This is a genomic window from Coriobacteriaceae bacterium, assembly GCA_025757745.1.
Taxonomy (GTDB): Bacteria; Actinomycetota; Coriobacteriia; order Coriobacteriales; family Coriobacteriaceae; genus Collinsella.
The window spans coordinates 33,631-51,491 of sequence record CP107217.1 but is presented as its reverse complement, the minus strand read 5'-3'; the positions used below and the strand labels follow the sequence as shown (position 1 = coordinate 51,491).

Genomic DNA, 17,861 nt, shown 5'->3' with positions numbered 1-17,861 from the left:
TTGGGGAAACGTAGAGGGTATCGCTACAATATGGTATCAGCTGCAGGAATTATAGAGGAGGAGTCTGCCCATGCCGGGTAAAAGCCTAGAGAACATGCACGTAGCGGTCTTGGCGGGCGGCCATTCCGCCGAACGCGAGATTTCGCTCAATTCTGGAAAGAATGTCGTGGAGGCACTGAAGGAGGCCGGCTACACCTCGGTGGAGCTGCTCGACACCGCCGCCGATGACTTTATGGTGACTATGGCGACCGGTGGCTTCGACGTGGCGTTTATCGCCATGCACGGCGCCGGCGGCGAGGATGGCGCCATGCAGGGGGCCATGGAGACGCTGGGTATCCCCTACACGGCGTCAGGCGTGCTCGCCAGCGCATGTGGCGCCGATAAAGAGGTTTCAAAGCTTCTGTATGCCAAGGCGGGCATCCCCATTGCCCCCGGCCTGGCGCTTGAGGCGGGCGACGAGGTCGATATCGATCGTATCGTCGAGATTTGTGGCGAGCGGTGCTTTGTAAAGCCCGCCGTCAACGGCTCCAGCTATGGCATCTCTCTGGTCCATGAGCCCTCCGAGCTACCCGCGGCAATCGCCAAGGCGTTTGAGTACGGCGACAAAGTGCTGGTCGAGAAGTGCATCGAGGGTACCGAGATTACCGTCGGCGTATACGGCGAGGATGACGTGCGCGCCCTGCCGATTGTTGAGATCCGTAAGCCCGAGGACTGCGAGTTCTACGATCTGGACGTGAAGTATGTGGACCCCACGGATATCCATCGCATTCCGGCGCAGATTTCCCCCGAAAACTATGCACGTGCCCAGGAACTTGCCTGCGCGGCCCATAAGGCACTCGGCTGCCTGGGCATTTCACGCAGCGACTTTATCGTGAGCGAGGATGGCCCCGTCATCCTCGAGACCAACACGATTCCCGGCATGACCGATACGTCGCTGTATCCGGATGAGATTCGCCACACCGATGACATGACGTTCCCACAGGTCTGTGACAGTCTGATTCGTATGGGACTTCGTCGAGCGGGCGTTGCATGCTAATCGAGGACGCTGTTTCGTCGGGAACGCCGCAGTTTGTCATCGATTCCTATGCCACGCTTGCCGAGCGTGCCAAAACCCAATCGTTTGGTCTCATCGAGGAAGATGTTATCGTCCTCGATACCGAAACCACGGGTCTTTCGGTGCAGGACAATGAACTGATTGAGATCTCGGCTGCCCGTCTTTCGGGCCGCGAGATCGTCGACCGGTTCGATACCTTCGTGCACCCCAAGCAGCTGATTCCCGCCGAGATTACCGAACTCACGAGCATTACAAACGCCGATGTGGTGGATGCCCCATCGGCCGTCGATGCCGTGGCCGCTCTCGCCGATTTTGTCGGCGGCTGCCCGGTGATTGCGCATAACGCCACCTTCGACCGTTCGTTTATCGAGTCGGTCAAGGGCGGTGTCAACGTCAGCGACATCTGGATCGATTCGCTGGCACTGTCGCGCATCGCACTTCCGCGCTTGGCCTCGCACAAGCTGTCTTTTATGGCCGACTTGTTTGGGTGCGATTCGGTGTCGCATCGCGCGAACGCAGACGTTGATGCCCTGTGCGGTGTGTGGCGCGTGCTGTTGGTTGCGCTTACCGACCTGCCTTCGGGCCTTATGGCGCGCTTGGCGGACATGCACGCGGACGTGCCTTGGTCCTATCGCCCCATTTTTTCTTTTTTGGCCGGCCAGAACCCGGGTTCGATATTTTCGCTCAGCGCCGCTCGTGCTGACGTGCTCAAGGCCGATCGTGCAGACGATCGCGTTGATGCGGACGAGTTGCCGGTCCTTAAGATGCCGAGCCGTGAAGAGATCGAGGCGGATTATGCCCCCGGTGGCCTAGTCAATCGCATGTATCCCACGTACGAGCCGCGCGATGAGCAAATCGCGATGGCGCTCGAGGTCCGTGACGCGCTCGTTACGGGAACGCATCGCGTGATTGAGGCGGGGACGGGCGTCGGCAAATCGATGGCTTACCTGGTGCCTTTTGCCGAGGCCGCACGCCGCAACAACATCACGGTTGGTATCGCGACCAAATCGAATAATCTTGCCGACCAGCTTATGTACCATGAGCTGCCAAAGCTCGCCGAACAGCTGGACGGGGGCCTGTCGTTTTGTGCACTCAAGGGCTATGACCACTATCCGTGTCTACGCAAGCTCGAGCGCATGAGCCGTGGTCAGGTTGAGATCACCACCAAGCGCGATCCTGCTGACACGCTCACGGCGGTTGCGGTAATCATGGCGTATGTGTGCCAATCTGCCGATGGCGACCTCGATTCGCTCGGCATTCGCTGGCGCAGCGTCAACCGTCCCGACTTTACGACGGCTTCGCGCGAGTGTGCTCGTCGTCTGTGTCCGTTCTTCCCTGACAAATGCCTGGTCCACGGGGCGCGCCGTCGTGCGGCACATGCCGACGTGGTGGTCACCAACCATTCTCTGTTGTTCCGCAACGTGGCCGCCGAGGGGAGGATTTTGCCCCCGATTCGTCACTGGGTGGTCGACGAGGCCCATTCCATCGAGCGCGAGGCCCGTCGCCAATGGGCGCGCGTGGTTTCGGCAGATGAGTCGCGCGTGCTGTTTGAGCGCTTGGGTGGGTCGAGTGCCGGCGCGCTGAGTCAAGTTTCCCGTGACCTGGCCACTTCCGAGGGCTCCACGCTCTACCTGGGACTCACCGCCAAAGCGACGTCGACGGTTGCCCGCGCGAGCATGGCGATTGCCGATGTGTTCGATGGTGTGCGCGAGCTCGGCCGTCGCGCCCGTGGGAGCTACGATAACGCGAATCTGTGGATTGGCCCCGAGCTGCGCGAGTCGGATGACTGGCACGATTTTTTGCAGTCGGCCCATACCGCAATTGATGCGCTGGACCAGGCGGATAAAAGCGTAGACGCGCTGGTGCAGACCGTCGCCGCCGATAAGCCCGAGGTCGTTGTCGACCTAGGCGACATTTCGCGCCGTCTGCACGAGCTGGACGAGAACCTCAAACTCATCATTGAGGGTACGGATGAGCACTATGTGTACTCGCTGCAGGTGAACCGTCGGCTGCGCGCGGGCGGGGAGTCTATGACCGCCGAGCGCATCGATATCGGCGAGGCCTTGGCGAACGAGTGGCTGCCCGAAGTGCACACGGCCATCTTCGCTTCGGCGACCATGACGGTGTCCAAGAGCTTTGAGCATTTCAACCATGCTGTCGGCCTCGATCGCATCGGTGAGTCGACATCCTCATCGCTGCACCTGGATTCGAGCTATGACTTTGACTCGAATATGGCCGTGGTCGTGGCGGGGGACATTCCCGATCCGCGCGATCGCGAGCACTATCTGTCGGCGCTCGAGCGTGTGCTGGTCGATGCCCATCTCGCCATGGGTGGATCGGTGCTCACGCTCTTCACTAACAGGCGCGACATGGAGGACCTGTATGCCCGTGTCGAGCCCAAATTGGCGCGAGCGGGCCTGGAGCTCAATTGCCAGCAGCGCAACTCGTCCCCGCGTCGCCTGCGCGATCGGTTTATCAACGAGCCGACCTCATCGCTCTTTGCGCTCAAGGCCTTTTGGGAGGGCTTTGACGCCAGCGGCGAGACACTGCGTTGCGTCATTATCCCCAAGCTGCCGTTCTCGAGCCCCACGGATCCTCTTTCGTGTGAGCGCAACCTGCGCGAAGACCGCGCCTGGGCGCGCTACTCGCTGCCCGAGGCGGTGCTCGAAGTCAAGCAAGCCGCCGGCCGTCTCATCCGCTCGTCGACTGATTGCGGTGTGCTCATCTTGGCAGATCCGCGCTTGGTGACAAAGGGCTACGGCAAGAAGTTCTTGACGTCGCTGCCCACGACTTCCTACCAGCGTATCGAGTCGGCACAGATCGGTCATTATTTGCAGCTGTGGCGTGCACGCCACGAGCGACGCCGTTAAAGCGGGCAGGTCAGGCTCTTCGCCATATCGCATAGACGCAATGCCTGGGCGGGGTCATCCAGTATGCGGATGGCTCCGCCCGCTGCGATTACCTGGCAGAACAGCCAATGCTCTGACCCATAACGCACGGTCACCGTCGCCATGTCTGCCCCGTTTGGCTCAATCGACATGATGCCGGCCCAGTCTAGGCGCTCTGCCATGTCGAGCGGCATGAGGAGTTTTGCGCTCTGCTCCGCTTGGGAAAGGGATTCGTGGAGGGACAAGGACGCGGGCGCGTGGCGCTCCACGGAATCGTCGGTAAGGGTAAGGCCTTCGATTTTGTCCATGCGGTAGGAGCGCTGCTCGTCGACTTCGACATCCCAGGCAATCAGATAGGTTTGGTCGCCATGCGTCGCGATGCGCAGGGGGTCGATGAGACGCTCACGCGGCCGTGTGTCGTCCATCGAACGGTAGATGATGCGGCATCGAACGCCGTCTTGAATCGCGCAGTTCAGCTGTTGCCAGTGCGATCCTCGGGCAACGGTATCGACGACGCGCTGGTTGTAGCCGAGTTTCTCGGGTAGGAGGGCGTGTCGGATACGCTCTGCTGCCCGAGAGTCGATTCCCATCGATTCGAGTTCGTGGTTGAGCACGGCACCTTCGGCGGCACTTAGGCGCAAGGGCAGCACACGCCCCGCATCGCCTGTCAGGATGATGCACTCGCCGTGGCGCTCGCAGATGATGCGTGCGCCCGACTCACGGTCAGCGAGGGTCGAGACGATATCGATAATTTCGTCGAGCGCCGCACCCGTGATATCAAAACGGCTGCAGATATCCCCTCGTGTCATACCGGTCTCACCGGCAGCGTAGAGGGCCTCCATGATGTCAATCGCACGCGAGAGCCTTTGCTCGCTGGTGAGTTTACGCACGGGCATGCTCGTGCACCGTCCTTTCGATGAGGTGGTTCCACGCCAGTTTAAGTGCATCGGGGGCAACGGGTCTCATGCCGTCCATGGCGTGCTCCATACAAAACGAGGCAGCGGCATTAAGGTCGCGCACGCCGACGGTCCAGGTCCAACCCTCTTCGGTGTGCGTGAGCTCCCCGCGACCGCGCGTTAGGCCGCTGACCATGTCGGCCTGGGCTTGTGGGGCAAACGAAAAGGTCGCCATAACGGGCTTGCAATCGGCAAAATCAAACTCGAAGAACAGGCGATCGTTCAGGTTAAAGTCGGCGGGGATGGAGTAGGCCTTCGAGGGGCGCCATGCGCGAACGATACGGTCGCAGCGAAACGTCCTGATTTCATCGGTGGCGTTGTCGAGTCCGCAAAAATACGCCACACCCTCGTGCTCAAACATGCCGTATACGCAGACGGTGCGCTCTTTTTGCTCCCCGTGCCCGTTTTGATACAAAAAGCGCAGTGCGCAGCGTTCGGCGAAAGCGCTCCACACCGCATCGACGGCGGGTAAGCGACGGGCGGGAGGCTCTTCTGCGGTCGATGCGCCGGTGAGGTAGGCGATCTTGGAGCGTATGTCTGCAAGCGGCGTGGCAAACGCGGCCGAACCGGTCGCAAGGGTCTGGTCGATAGCGTCGAGCAAGATGTCCGCGTCGTCTGCGGTGATGAGGCCACCGGCCGCAAACGTGTGCTCGCGATCGATGGTCCACGCGCTTTCTTCGGTTTCTTGGGCGCCTGCTGCGCGAACTTCCTTGATCGTGATTCCGCGTTCGAGGAGTTTTTCGCGATCGCGGCGAAACTTGCGCTTGTCCGAGTCGATATTGCCCGACCCATAGCCAAGATCGGAATCCAGGACAATTTGCTCTGTGGTCAATGGCTCGGGAGAGCTGTTGAGGACAAAGAACAGATTGAGGATGCGCTGGGCGGTCTTGTCGAAACCGGGTTCCGGCACCCCATTTTTATTCGTTACGGTTGTATCGCTTGCCGTCATAGAATCCTCGCATGGGAAGGTGTTTGATGCCATGATTTTAGTCCGATATGGAGATTAGGCTATATCCTTGTCCGCTTGGGGCGTTAAGATGCCCAGAATTCGGCCGTTTGCGCCCGCTCGGGGTATACTTTCGACTATATACGGTTCTAATGTGCATACATTGGGCCTATTTGTCGGATTATGGATGTGGAGCGCATATGGCGAACACCCAGAACTATATTAACCACCTGTTGCAGAACACTGGCATCACGCCGGCGTGCAGCGAAGAAGAGCGCTTGGCTGCCGAAGATATCGCTCAAATTTTCCGCAACCACGGCTTTGATCCCGAGGTGCAGGAGTTTAATGCTCCCGCGCCGAGCAGGATGGCGTTTGCCGTTACGGGCATTCTGGCATTCGCCGGTGCCCTGCTTATGGGCATCGGTGGCGGTATCGGCTTAGTCGGCACCCTGTTGGCCATTGTCGGAGCCGTGCTCTATGTGCTCGAGAGAACCGGGCGTCCCGTGATCTCGCGCCTGGGCAAGACGGGCGTGAGCCAAAACGTCATCGCCTACCACAAGGCGTCGGGCCCGCTTGCCTCTCCGCGCAATCGCCCGGTTGTCGTCGTCGCGCACTATGACTCCCCGCGCGCCGAACTGCTCGCTCGCGAGCCCTATGCGCCGTACCGAGCGCTGATCGCCAAATTGCTCCCGATTGCCACGATTGCTCCCGCGGCTATTGCCATCCTGCGCATCTTGCCGCTTCCCGGCGCGTTGAAGGTCCTGCTGTGGATTGTCGCGATCCTTGCCTCCCTCGTGGCGCTCGCCAATGCCGCCAATATCATTTCCAATCGTTTTGTCCTTCCCTACACGTCCGGCTCGGTTTGCAACAAGTCCTCTGTTGCCGCCATGCTGGGTGTCATGGATAACGTCGCCCCCTATCAGGGTGAGAACGAGTTCCCTGACGATATTCCGTTTGACACGTATTTTGGCGAGCAGAAGCGTCGCGCCGAGGAGATGGCGCGCGCGGCAGCCGAGTACGCCGCGGCCCAGCAGCAAAACGATTACGGCAATACCATCGAGTACGAAGAGCCTGCCTATACCGAGGATGAGTATGGCCAGCCGGTCGCTCCCGAGGGTGAGCAGGGCGAGGCTTTTGATGAGCAAATCGATGGATTCGAAGGTGCTTCTGCCGACGAGACCCTGATTGGCGTCATTGCACCCGAGTCCCAGGTCCAAGATATTCCGGCCGAGGAGCCCGTTGCAGACGAGTCCGCTGCCGAGTCGGCAGAGGAGCCTGCCGCGGCCGAGCAGGCCGAGCCCGAGCCCAAGCTTTATCGCAATGCCGCCGGCAACATCCGGTTTGGCTCGGATGCCATCCGTGCCCTGGGAATGCTTCCCGAGTCCTGTACGCTCGATTACGAAGAGGGCGAGGAGCCGACGTTCGAGCCCGCGCCCCAGCCCGATCCGGTCGTGGCTGCGCAGCCCGATGAGGCCAATGCCGTCGAGACGGAAGCCGATGCGGAGACTGCTATCGATTCCGCAGCCGGTCTGGACGTCATGGCGCCTGCCCCGGCGCCCGAGGAGCTCGATAATACCGAGGACGACTACGATGCGTATCCGCAGCGTGTGTCCTACGAGAGCGACACCGATTTTTCTGCCGAGCTTCCGGTGACGACGCCCCATGCCGATATCGCTTCCGCGTTTTCTTCGATCGGTGCCAGCGCCTCCCATTTCTTTAAGGGGGCATTCGAAAAGGGCAAGAAACTCGTTGACGACTTTGAGGAAAAGCGCGCCGCTGCCCGCGAGGCAGCCGAGCGCGAGGCTGCAGCCCAGCAACAGGCGGCCGAGGCCGAGCGCGAGCGCGCGGCACAGGAATTTGAGCAAAACGACGCCGAGCAGCCGGTATCTGTTGATGTTGCCGACGCCACGACGTCTTTCGAGGCGCCGCAGCCTTCGCCTGCGGATGTTGCCGGGGAGACGGCGACTTTCGAAACCCAACAGCCGGTCGACAGCACTGTGTCGTTTGATGCCACGATGACGTTTGAGAAGCAGGGCACCGCTATCGCCGAGCCCCTTTCCGCTCCTGTCGAGGACGAGCCCGCTGCGCCCGATACGGTCGAGGATCAATCTGTGGCGGAACAGGTCGCTGCGGACAGCTCCGAGCAAGAGCCTGAGCCCGTGGCCCCCGAAGCTCCGCAGGCGGATGAGTCGAGGCCCTACTCTACGCAGATCTTCACCATGCCCGCGCCGAGTGATCCCGGCGCCACGGTTGCCAATGCTGCTCCGTCGCAGGCCGAGACGGTCGATGCTCTGATGGCTCAAATCTCGTCTCAGGCGTCGCCGCGCCCGAACATGAACGTTCCCGACCCGGCATCCGCGCCGGCCCCCATGCCCTCTGCGTCTCCGCTGGCCTCGGTCCCCGATCCCTCGATGCCTTCGATGCAGCAGGCCAATGTCGCCTCGCGCACCTCGCTGTTCGACCTTCCCGACCCTTCGGCTCAGGTCAACGATCCCTTCGCGACGGCACAGGGTCCCGAGCCCACATCGGCTCCGGTTGTTCCCCCCATGCCGGTCACCTCGGATGTTCAGCCGCTTGAGACTATCTCGGCTCCTGCCGCCCCCGCCGCCAAACCGCAAAAGCGCGGCTTGGGCGGTCTGTTCGGTCGCAAAAAGAAAAACGAGCAGGACAGCATGAGCGATTGGCTTGGCGTCGAGGATGATTACGACGCCAAGAAGTCTGGTCGCGGTATCGGCTCGTGGGATAACTTCGAAGATGACGACGACGGCTGGAAGGGTGGCGCCGCGTCTTCCGATGGAGCTTCCGCCGAGGATATGCTTGCTGCCGTTGCCTCCATGGGTGATGACGAGCTGCTTGGCCACGACATCTGGTTTGTGGCTACAGGCGCTTCCGATTGTGACGGCGCCGGCATGAAGGAGTTCCTGGCCGCGCATCGCGACAAGCTCCGCGGCGTGTTCTTTATCAACCTTGAGTCCATTGGTGCCGGTAGGCTTTCGGTCGTGACGGTCGAGGGCGAGCAGCAGTTGCTCAAGGGTGACCGACGCATCATGAACTTGGTCAACAAGGTGTGCAAATCGTTCCATGTCGATTGCGGTGCATTTGAGATGCCCTATGCCAAGACCGATGCCTATGCTGCGCTCGAGGCAAGCCGACGCGCCCTTACCATTGCCGGCGTCGACGGTCCACGTCTGGCGTGCGCTCACACCGAGGACGATCTGCCGTGCAACGTCAATCCGACAAATATCGCTACGGTGTCCGAGGTCGTGACCGAGGTCATTCGTCGTTCGTAGGTTGACCTATAAGGAGTCTGCGTGTTTTCGTATATCAAGCGCCACTGGCCCGTCTATCTTATCTTGGTCCTGATTGCCATTGCCCTTGGTTTTGGGGTCGCGTATATCGTGGGCGTTAAAGGCTCAACGCCTGAGTCCACGATTAGCGAAGAAGTGGAGCACGAGCAGAGTTTGGGAGCCGATGGCATCTCCGAGTCCGATCAAGCGCTCATCGACGGTGGGTCTGCATCTGAGGAATAGCCATTTCGCCACGAACGAAAAAGAGGCGAGCCGGGAGACGGGCTCGCCTCTTTTTTATTACGTTAGTGACGTTTCGATGCCAGCTTTAGATGGGCAAACCAGATTGCCGCGGCGCCGGAGGTCATGAAGGCAGTGAGGCAGGCGGCGATGGGAAGAGAGCCCGTTGATGGTAAATCTTGCGGCATGGTGCATCGCTGGATGACGCGATCCTCGTCATGTGATTCAAGGTTGCTACCGCCGCCATTGCGACAGAGGTCAACGCGAGCGCTGTTGGCGAGTGCGGTCTGAGGCGTGTAAGACGACGCGGCCTGCATATGGATGACGGCACCGTGAATATCCGAGTCAAGGACGGCGCTCACATCATCAAGGTCGTCATGTTCGTCTTTGAGGTCCTCGCGGGTCCAAGATTCTGCAGCGCCTCTTGTCGTGAAGTTGGCCGATACGGCCCCATACTCAAGACGAATGCCCGTGATGCCGGTGTCGTCCAAAAGAGCGAGCTCTTTTGCCTCGAGGGTGACTGATTCCGTTGTTGGAATATTTGCTTTCCAAAGATGCCAATCGTCGTAATCGACCATGCGCAAATCGTCACCTAGGAGCTTTTTGACCTCGTCCGTTTTGAGCCAGGGGTTGTCATGCCCGTCGCTGAGCGTTGCATTGGCCTGTTCGCCCGTATCGATACTTCCCACTGGAGACGTTCGGTACCACACGTTGCAAAGCCCGTCGATGTCCCCAGCCGCGACAGGGGTTTCGATGGCGATGAGCCTGGCAGTGCCGTCTTTGGCGCATTCGAGATCGTCGGTGATGGTGAATTCATCAACCCAGGTATTCGACTCATTTTTAGCATCGAGCGTATAGGAGAAGGAACCGTTCGTATCGGATTGTGCCACGGCCCGGTTTTTGCCATCGCCGTTAGCGACGAGGCCCTTACCGATAGGGCGGGCGATCTCTTGCCGCTTGTCGACTCTGCCCTCGATCTCGATGGGTGTGTCCTTCATGGTTACCGTCTGCACTTCTCCTGTGGCCTTAATTTCAAACGTCATGTCTTCGGCAAGGTCGTAAGTGCGCGGGGACATCGCTTCGCGCAGGGTGTAGGTGCCGGGCAAAAGATGCTCGATGCGATGCGGTTTGTCAGAGGAGGTCCAAGCGTCAATTTCGGTTCCGTCGGCACCGTGGAGGGAGAGCCGAGCGCCATCCACTTCTTGTTTGCCGGTCAGATCGACTTTGGAGATGTCGATTTTGGTGTAGTCGTTAGAGATATCGAGGTGCGCTTTGACCGTGGGTGTTTCCTGGTCGGCATACGACAGCTCGACGGTGTGGGCGCTTTGGTCGAGCAGGTATCCTTCGGGTGCCTGTACCTCAATAACCTCATAGGTGGCGGTTCCGCACCCCAGCGAAAGATGATTCGCGCACGCAAATCCCCGCTCGTCGGTCGTGATGGTGGTGACGGTTTCACCGCCCAGGGCAACAATGCTGCCGTCGGGGCGCACGATATCGCCCGCGGCGCGGATATCAAAAACAGCGCCGGCAAGGGCGTGTCCGTCTACGGTATCGTTCTTAACGATCTCGATGCTTCCTGTTGCCGCGTCGTCGTAAAACGAGGCGACCGCGATGGGCGTTAAGTTCATGTTGGTGGGAATCGTTATCTCCAGATCTTCTCCAACAAGATACGGTTCCTTGGCGGAAGTCTCTCGTATGTAATACGTGCCCGGGTTAAGCGATTCGGGCAGGGTGACGGCGCCGGTTTCATCGGTCGTAAAGGTATTCATAACGGTATGGGCGGGATGCCAAGATGTTTGCGAGATGGGCTCACGGTTGCCATTGAGCAGCTGAAAGGTGAACCCGACGCGTGGTACGGCGCTGCCGGTCTGAGCATCGCGCTTCACGATTTGAAGATGTGTCGACAGGGCGTGGTTGTCTACGATGTACTGAAGCTCTGCGCCGTCAGTGATCTGCTCTGCCGTGATAGTCCATTCCCCTGCCTGCTTAAAACCGTCGGGCACAGTGTCGACAACCTCACGAATGGTGTAGCCGGCACGGTCATACGGTATGGTTCCGCTGACGCCATCGGGGCGCTCTCCTGCGCCAAACCATGCTCCAGCCTGGTCTTTGGTCGATGCGAAGCCGTAGATATTGGTGGTCAGCGTTCCAACAACCTGCTGAGAAGTGTTGCTTACCACTTCAAAGACCACGCCTTTCGCCGGCTGTTCTATACCAGACCCATCGCTATTGCCGTAGTCCTTGAACTTTGAAATCTCGAGGTCAAAAGCGATGGGGATGTTGGGGATGCGACGCTCGAGCTCAACGACGCCCGCGTCTCCGGGCTGGTCGGCACCGATGGTGTAGCTCCAGGTTTCATCGGAGGGCAGATAGCCCTTGGGAGCTCTCGACTCATAGATGGTAAAGGTGCCCAGGGGGATGTCGGTAAGTGTTGCCCGGCCGTCCTCATCCGTCGTGAGGGTGCGCGTCCAGCCCGGGGTAGACTGTGAGACGCAGGTGAACTCAGCGCCGGCAAGTGACGCGCCGACTTGAGGACCTGCCCCAGTCGCGGCATCGACCTTTGCGATGCGCAGGGTAATGGTACCGGGCTGCTCATCGATGACGACATTTCCGCCGTCATTGCCGGTGGAAAAGGCGATACGGTCACTCCTGGGGATATAACCCGCCGGAGCTTTGGTTTCGACCAGATAATATGCCGTGTTGGGCAAAAGTGTCGCCTGTGAGCGACCGCTGCTGTCCATCTGGATGCTGCCGACACGCTTGTCGCCGGCGCTCTCATAGATGTCGAACCTCGCTCCGTCGAGCCTGTAGGTATCGTTTTCGCTCGTGATGGCGGCGTTGGCTGACTGTTTTTGGAAGGATGCGGAGACGGCCGGGAGCACGTAGAGCATGTCTTGACGTTTACTGCCGCCCGACACAGCTCCCAAATAGCGCCGCGCGCGATGCGGTGCGGCTTTAATGCTTCCCGACTTGGCGCCGTCGTGGAGCCAGCGCGCTGCGGCAACGACCTCATTGTCGCCGGAAAAATTTCCCCTCTCTGTGACGCCCCGGGCGGTTGTATATGAGAATGATCCGTCGGTATGGGTGGTGCCGTTGAGCATCCAGACGGCAAGTTGGGTTGCGGCACGTGCTCGATCGGGGGATAGGTTATGCCCGCCAAAGGATGTGGCGGTGGGGTAGCCATGACAGATGATGGCCGCGAATTCGTCTTCGAGCCATACCCAGCCCTGATTATAGGTGAGCCAGGGTCCGCCCGGTGTGCTAGGGCCAAAGCGCTCCTGGTTCATGCAGTAGGCAATCGAAGAATCCTGTGCCTCGTATTTGCCAACTTCAAAAGGACCGCATTCATTGCTGATAGTGCGGAATCCGAGCGATTCATAACCGTCGACGGCGAGCGCGGCATCCGGTGTCATGCAGCCTAAAAGTAAAAAGAGGACTAGGAGCAGCGATCCTGCTGTGATTGCGCTGTGGACAGAGTGCGTGGGTGCGTTGGACATGGCTGCTCCTTATCCCTCGTGCGCCGCACGGGGAGGCCGCGGCGCTTGGGATGAGGCTACCCCCGAGGTTCATGCGGGTAAGTACCAGAACCTGACCAAACGCTTGCCCGATATCTGACAAATGGCGCCTATGAAAGACAATGGAATAAAGCTGCAGGTAGACAACGGTAAATAGGAGAGCCTACAGGTCCCTATCTCCACAATTGGCTTGTTTGTAGGACGATTCTCCACAGCTAAAACAAGCATCGTCACCCTTGTATAGAACAAGACAACCGCGTTATACTATCCCCCACATATGCGGGCATCGCCAAGTGGTAAGGCATCAGCTTCCCAAGCTGACACTCGCGGGTTCGAGTCCCGTTGCCCGCTCCAGTTAAAAGCACAAGCACGGCACCATCACGGTGCCGTGCCTTTTTCAATAAAGTGCCGGGACTCGAACCCGCCAGGGTGCGAGCGTAAAGCAAACGCGAAGCGTTTGTAGCGACCAGGCGAAGGCGCCGGAAGGCGCCTGAAGCCGGTGCGTATTTGCGAAGCAAATACGCGGACGTCCCGTTGCCCGCTCCACCGGGCACGGGAGACATGGGGACGGCCAATTCAACAAAGTTTCCCCCGCGGCTTCGTGAGGCCGAGGGGCTCGCCTGAAGCCGGTGCGTATTTGCTTCGCAAATACGCGGACGTCCTCATGACCGCTCCATCTGCAACATGTTAGGTTGATGCCCGTTGCTCATACGGGCGCCTGCGCACGGTACAATAGTCGAGTTACGACCAACGTGCCAATAGCCAAAAAGGAGCCGCTATGATCGATCGCTATACTCGCCCGGAGATGGGACACATCTTCTCCCTCGAGAACAAGTACGCCATTTGGCAGGAGATCGAGGTCCTGGCCTGCGAGGCCCAGGCGGAGCTCGGCAAGATCGGTATTTCTAAAGACGAAGCCCAGTGGATCCGCGATCACGCTAACTTTGAGAAGGCAAAGGTCGATGAGATCGAGGAAGTCACGCGCCACGACGTTATTGCTTTCCTGACCAACATGAAGGAGTACATCGACGCCGATGTTCCCGAGGGCGACCCCAAGCCCAGCCGCTGGGTCCACTACGGCATGACCAGTTCCGACCTGGGCGATACGGCTCTGTGCTACCAGCTCACCCAGGCCTGTGACCTGATCATCGAGGACGTCAAGAAGCTCGGCGAGATCTGCAAGCGTCGTGCCTTCGAGGAGCGCAACACACTCTGTGCCGGCCGTACTCATGGCATCCACGCCGAGCCGATGACCTTCGGTATGAAGTTTGGCTCTTGGGCCTGGGAGCTCAAGCGCGATCTGGACCGTCTCGAGGATGCCCGCAAGAACGTTGCCTTCGGTGCCATTTCGGGTGCTGTCGGCACCTACAGCTCCATCGAGCCGTTCGTCGAGGAGTACGTCTGCGAGCACCTGGGTCTGGTTCACGACCCGCTGTCCACGCAGGTCATCAGCCGCGACCATCACGCCTACCTCGCCGGCGTCCTTGCCACCACGGCAGCCACCTGCGAGCGCATCGCTACCGAGGTTCGCAATCTGCAGAAGACCGATACACTCGAGGCCGAGGAGCCGTTCCGCAAGGGTCAAAAGGGCAGCTCCGCCATGCCGCACAAGCGCAACCCGATCACCATGGAGAAGGTCTGCGGCCTGTCGCGCGTCGTGAAGTCCAACGCCCAGGTCGCCTTCGACAACGTCGCCCTGTGGCACGAGCGCGATATTTCTCACTCCTCTGCCGAGCGTGTCGCCCAGGCCGATAGTTTCATCGCGCTTGACCACATGTTCCGGTGCCTCATCCGCGTTATCGACGGCTTGCGGCTGTATCCGGCTCGCATGATGACCAACCTCAACAAGACCCGCGGCCTTATCTTCTCCTCCAAGGTGCTGTTGGCCCTCGTCGACACTGGCATCACCCGCGAGGACGCCTACGCTATCGTGCAGGAAAACGCCATGGCCACCTGGCACGAAGTGCAGGATTGTGTCTCCGGTCCCACCTTTAAGGAGCGTCTCGAGGCCGATCCGCGCTGCACCGTCAGCCAGGAGAAGCTCGACGAGATCTTTGATCCGTGGGACTTCCTCACCCGCATCGACACGGTCTTCGATCGCCTGGAGCAGGTGAGCTTCGAGTAGGGTTAACCTAATTCGGCCGTTTGCGGATGCATTCCAACCTTTGGCGCCTTGCCCATCTTGGGTGAGGCGCTTTTTTATCGCCGCATCAGCCCCGGGTATACAATGAAATCCGACTGCTGTTTCGATGAAGGGAGGCTTGTGCCCGGACGTATCAAGCGAGCCGCCATCGTCTCGTTTGCGCTCATGCTCCTTGTTGCCGCCTGTGTGGCCGCCCTGACGTATACCGTTCGAAGCAGTTCTTCCTCCTCGAATGAAGCCGACAAAGATCTCCCGGTACTCAAAATCGGCGTTACGGATAACGACCCCTATGTGTATGTCGATACCACGGGCGATTACGCCGGTATCGATATCGACATCGCCCGCGAGGCGTGTGAGCGTGCGGGGCTCAAGCCACAGTTTGTCGATATTGACTGGAACGATCGCGACCGGCTGCTCGAAAACGGTGATATCGATTGCCTGTGGTGTGATTATTCTCCCTGTTATCGCGAGGATAAGTATTACTGGACCGAGCCGTATCTAACCGTGACGGTCTCGGTTGCCGCCAAGAAAACGAGTGGCATCAAGTCCTTGGCGCATCTCGATGGAAGCAAGACCATCGCGGTAATTGCGGGCTCGGTGAGTGAACGCCGATTGCTCGCAGGGGATCTGGAAATCTCGCCGAACGTGCAAATCAAATCGTATGGTTCTGCCGAACTCTGCAAAGCCGCCCTCGCCAAAGGGTATGTCGACTGTTGGATGGCGGACGTTCAGCCGCTTGACCGACTTGTCGCCCGGTATCCCGGCCTTTACCGCGTGTTTGCCGACAACATTATGACGGTTGATCTGGACGTCGCGTTTGATGACGGCTATGAAGGACCGATCGTAAAGGATCTCAATACCGCATTGTTTGCCATGGACCGAGATGGCACGATTGACCGTATTGTGGGCAATTACAAGACAGGAGCGACGACGGGCGGGCAAGGAGCAAATCCATGACAAATGATGAGCACCGCTTGCGTCGAAAGACTCTGACCGTCATAGCTGTCGGCGTTATTGTCAGCGCTGTCTTGTTAGGCCTGTTGTATACGGTTGGAACCCATCGCTGCCTCGAAAAAACGCTTGGGTTTGGCCAAGAAACCATGGCGTTTTTGGAAAACGCTTGCGAAAAATATGACCGCTACGAACAGGGGAGAAAAACCGAAGAGACGCACGATTTGCTCGCCGCGGTCGAATCGTTTGCGACGTTCCTGTCCTCTGATCGCGTTGAGGTTAACGACGATCTTATCGAGCAATTTGTCCATGCCGAGAACCTTTCGGGGCTGATGGTCATGGACTCCGATGGCCATATGGCTGCCCACTACGACATCGATGGTCGCGATCCGCTCATGTTGTGGCGAGAGGAGCTGGCCTGTGCGCCGGTCGCATCGATGTATCAAGGTTCCAAAGTGACCTACTCAACTGTCGTCGAGCGCCGTGGTGTCGTTTTTGCCGTCTGTGCTATCCCGTATGGCGACGGCGTTGCCTTGGCATACCGCTCATTTGTTTCCGATCCAGCGGACGACTATTCATATGCCATAGTCGACGTGCTTTCGAACAGCACCTTCCACCAGGGCCCCACGGTGCTTGTTATGGAGGATGCGGAGATTGTCTCATCCAACAGCGCCGATGCTGACGTGTCGCTCGCCCGATTCCTCACCAGCGCAGGGGTTGAGTGGAAAGACGATGGCCTAACGCGCATCGAATATCGAGGAGACAAATGGTACGCGGTGCGTGCGGCATACAAGGACTACCGCCTGTTTGCGCTGTATCCCAAATCTGAGGTCATGTCTGGCAGGATCACATTTGTCGCCGCTGGCGTCTTGGTGTGCCTTGCGTTTTGGGTCGTGGTACTGTTGGCTCGAAATATCGTTGATCGCCGCAATTTGGTCGAAAAGGATAAACAGCTCGGCATTATCAATGCCATAAGCGCCATCTACGATTCGACCTTCCTTTTGCATCTCGACACCCTCGAGATCGAGGGAATCAATATGTCGCCGACGATAGCGAAGATATTTGCCGAGCACAGCGAGGCATATGACTTTATGGACACGGTCTGCCGGGATGTCGTGAGCCCCGAAAGCCGCGAAGCGGTTGTGGGACTCGTAGATATAAGTACGCTTCGCGAACGTATGGAGGGCGTACCGTACTTGGCTGCCGAGGTGCGAGATTGTCGAGGCGCTTGGTACTCGCTACAGGTTGTCCCCCAGCATCGCGATGAGCAAGGCCGGCTGGAGTCGGTCGTCGTGGCGACGCACAACATATCGATGGTCAAACATGCCGAGGAGCTGACATACCAAGACAAACTGACGGGGCTTCGCAACCGCAACTACCTTGAATCGCGCGGAGATAGCCTGGTAAACGAGGGCTTGCCCGTGAGCGTGATTATGTTGGACTGCAATTATCTCAAGCGGACCAACGATATCTACGGTCACGAGATGGGGGATGAACTGCTGCGACGGACGGCGTCCGTGCTGCGGCGGGTGGCTGGTGCGGATTACCTGCCGATGCGCGTTGGCGGCGACGAGTTTTTGCTGGTTTGCCCCCATACTGACAACGAGTCTGCGCTCGGGCTGGAACAGGATCTTCGTCTCGGTCTTGCCGCGGTAAGCGATGAGGCACTGACGGTCAGCGCATCGATTGGCGTGGCGACCGTCGAGACGGCTGGAAATACGCTGGCCGATGTATATCGTGTCGCCGACCACAATATGTATCGGGAGAAGCGCACAGTCCACGCACGGGGTACGGGCTGCTAATCTTGCCCCCACTAATCTATGCATCGTAGGATGTTGAATCGGTGCTTACGATAATAAGTCGGGCCAGGCGGGGATAATA

General features: G+C 59.1%; 10 protein-coding genes and 1 tRNA gene. 8 read left to right on the top strand and 3 right to left on the bottom strand.

The features are described from left to right. The first annotated feature begins 70 nt into the window (after positions 1-70). Together OGM60_00195 and OGM60_00190 are read left to right on the top strand one after the other, a co-directional pair. Complete coding sequence (locus tag OGM60_00195; protein UYI99251.1) at positions 71-1,036, top strand: D-alanine--D-alanine ligase; 966 nt, start codon at positions 71-73, stop codon at positions 1,034-1,036. Further along, a complete protein-coding gene (locus OGM60_00190; GenBank protein ID UYI99250.1) occupies positions 1,030-3,924 on the top strand; it encodes an exonuclease domain-containing protein in 2,895 nt (964 codons plus the stop codon). Before OGM60_00195 ends, OGM60_00190 begins: the two co-directional genes overlap by 7 nt. On the opposite strand, the gene OGM60_00185 is transcribed toward OGM60_00190, so the two are convergent. Then, positions 3,921-4,838 (bottom strand): WYL domain-containing protein, encoded by a 918-nt coding sequence (locus OGM60_00185; GenBank protein ID UYI99249.1) that lies wholly within the window; start codon positions 4,836-4,838, stop codon positions 3,921-3,923. The two genes, OGM60_00190 and OGM60_00185, sit on opposite strands and share 4 nt — an antisense overlap. Continuing rightward, positions 4,825-5,808, bottom strand: a complete 984-nt coding sequence (locus tag OGM60_00180) for a WYL domain-containing protein (protein ID UYI99248.1) — start codon at positions 5,806-5,808, stop codon at positions 4,825-4,827. Before OGM60_00180 ends, OGM60_00185 begins: the two co-directional genes overlap by 14 nt. Positions 5,809-6,044: 236 nt before the next feature. Here OGM60_00180 and OGM60_00175 point away from each other — a divergent pair, with 236 nt between their 5' ends. Both OGM60_00175 and OGM60_00170 read left to right on the top strand, forming a co-directional pair. Next, positions 6,045-9,134, top strand: coding sequence for a M28 family peptidase (locus OGM60_00175; GenBank protein UYI99247.1), 3,090 nt, complete (start codon positions 6,045-6,047; stop codon positions 9,132-9,134). A 21-nt stretch (positions 9,135-9,155) separates the two neighbouring features. Then, the gene (locus OGM60_00170; protein UYI99246.1) at positions 9,156-9,374 is read left to right on the top strand and encodes a hypothetical protein; all 219 of its coding nucleotides are present in this window, start codon (positions 9,156-9,158) and stop codon (positions 9,372-9,374) included. 62 nt (positions 9,375-9,436) lie between these two features. Here the strand turns inward: OGM60_00170 and OGM60_00165 are convergent, their stop codons facing one another. Further along, the gene (locus tag OGM60_00165; GenBank protein UYI99245.1) at positions 9,437-12,868 is read right to left on the bottom strand and encodes a SpaA isopeptide-forming pilin-related protein; all 3,432 of its coding nucleotides are present in this window, start codon (positions 12,866-12,868) and stop codon (positions 9,437-9,439) included. A gap of 297 nt (positions 12,869-13,165) precedes the next feature. Between OGM60_00165 and OGM60_00160 the strand changes: the two genes are divergently transcribed. The 4 genes from OGM60_00160 (at position 13,166) to OGM60_00145 (ending at position 17,782) form a co-directional block, all read left to right on the top strand. Then, a tRNA-Gly gene (locus tag OGM60_00160) sits at positions 13,166-13,240 on the top strand. A 424-nt stretch (positions 13,241-13,664) separates the two neighbouring features. Next, positions 13,665-15,011 (top strand): adenylosuccinate lyase, encoded by a 1,347-nt coding sequence (gene purB / locus OGM60_00155; GenBank protein ID UYI99244.1) that lies wholly within the window; start codon positions 13,665-13,667, stop codon positions 15,009-15,011. A 138-nt stretch (positions 15,012-15,149) separates the two neighbouring features. Then, positions 15,150-15,986 carry a transporter substrate-binding domain-containing protein gene (locus OGM60_00150; GenBank protein ID UYI99243.1) on the top strand — a complete coding sequence of 279 codons (837 nt, stop codon included), beginning with the start codon at positions 15,150-15,152 and terminating at the stop codon, positions 15,984-15,986. After that, positions 15,983-17,782 carry a GGDEF domain-containing protein gene (locus OGM60_00145; GenBank protein UYI99242.1) on the top strand — a complete coding sequence of 600 codons (1,800 nt, stop codon included), beginning with the start codon at positions 15,983-15,985 and terminating at the stop codon, positions 17,780-17,782. The genes OGM60_00150 and OGM60_00145 overlap by 4 nt, the downstream gene beginning before the upstream one ends. Positions 17,783-17,861 lie beyond the last annotated feature (79 nt).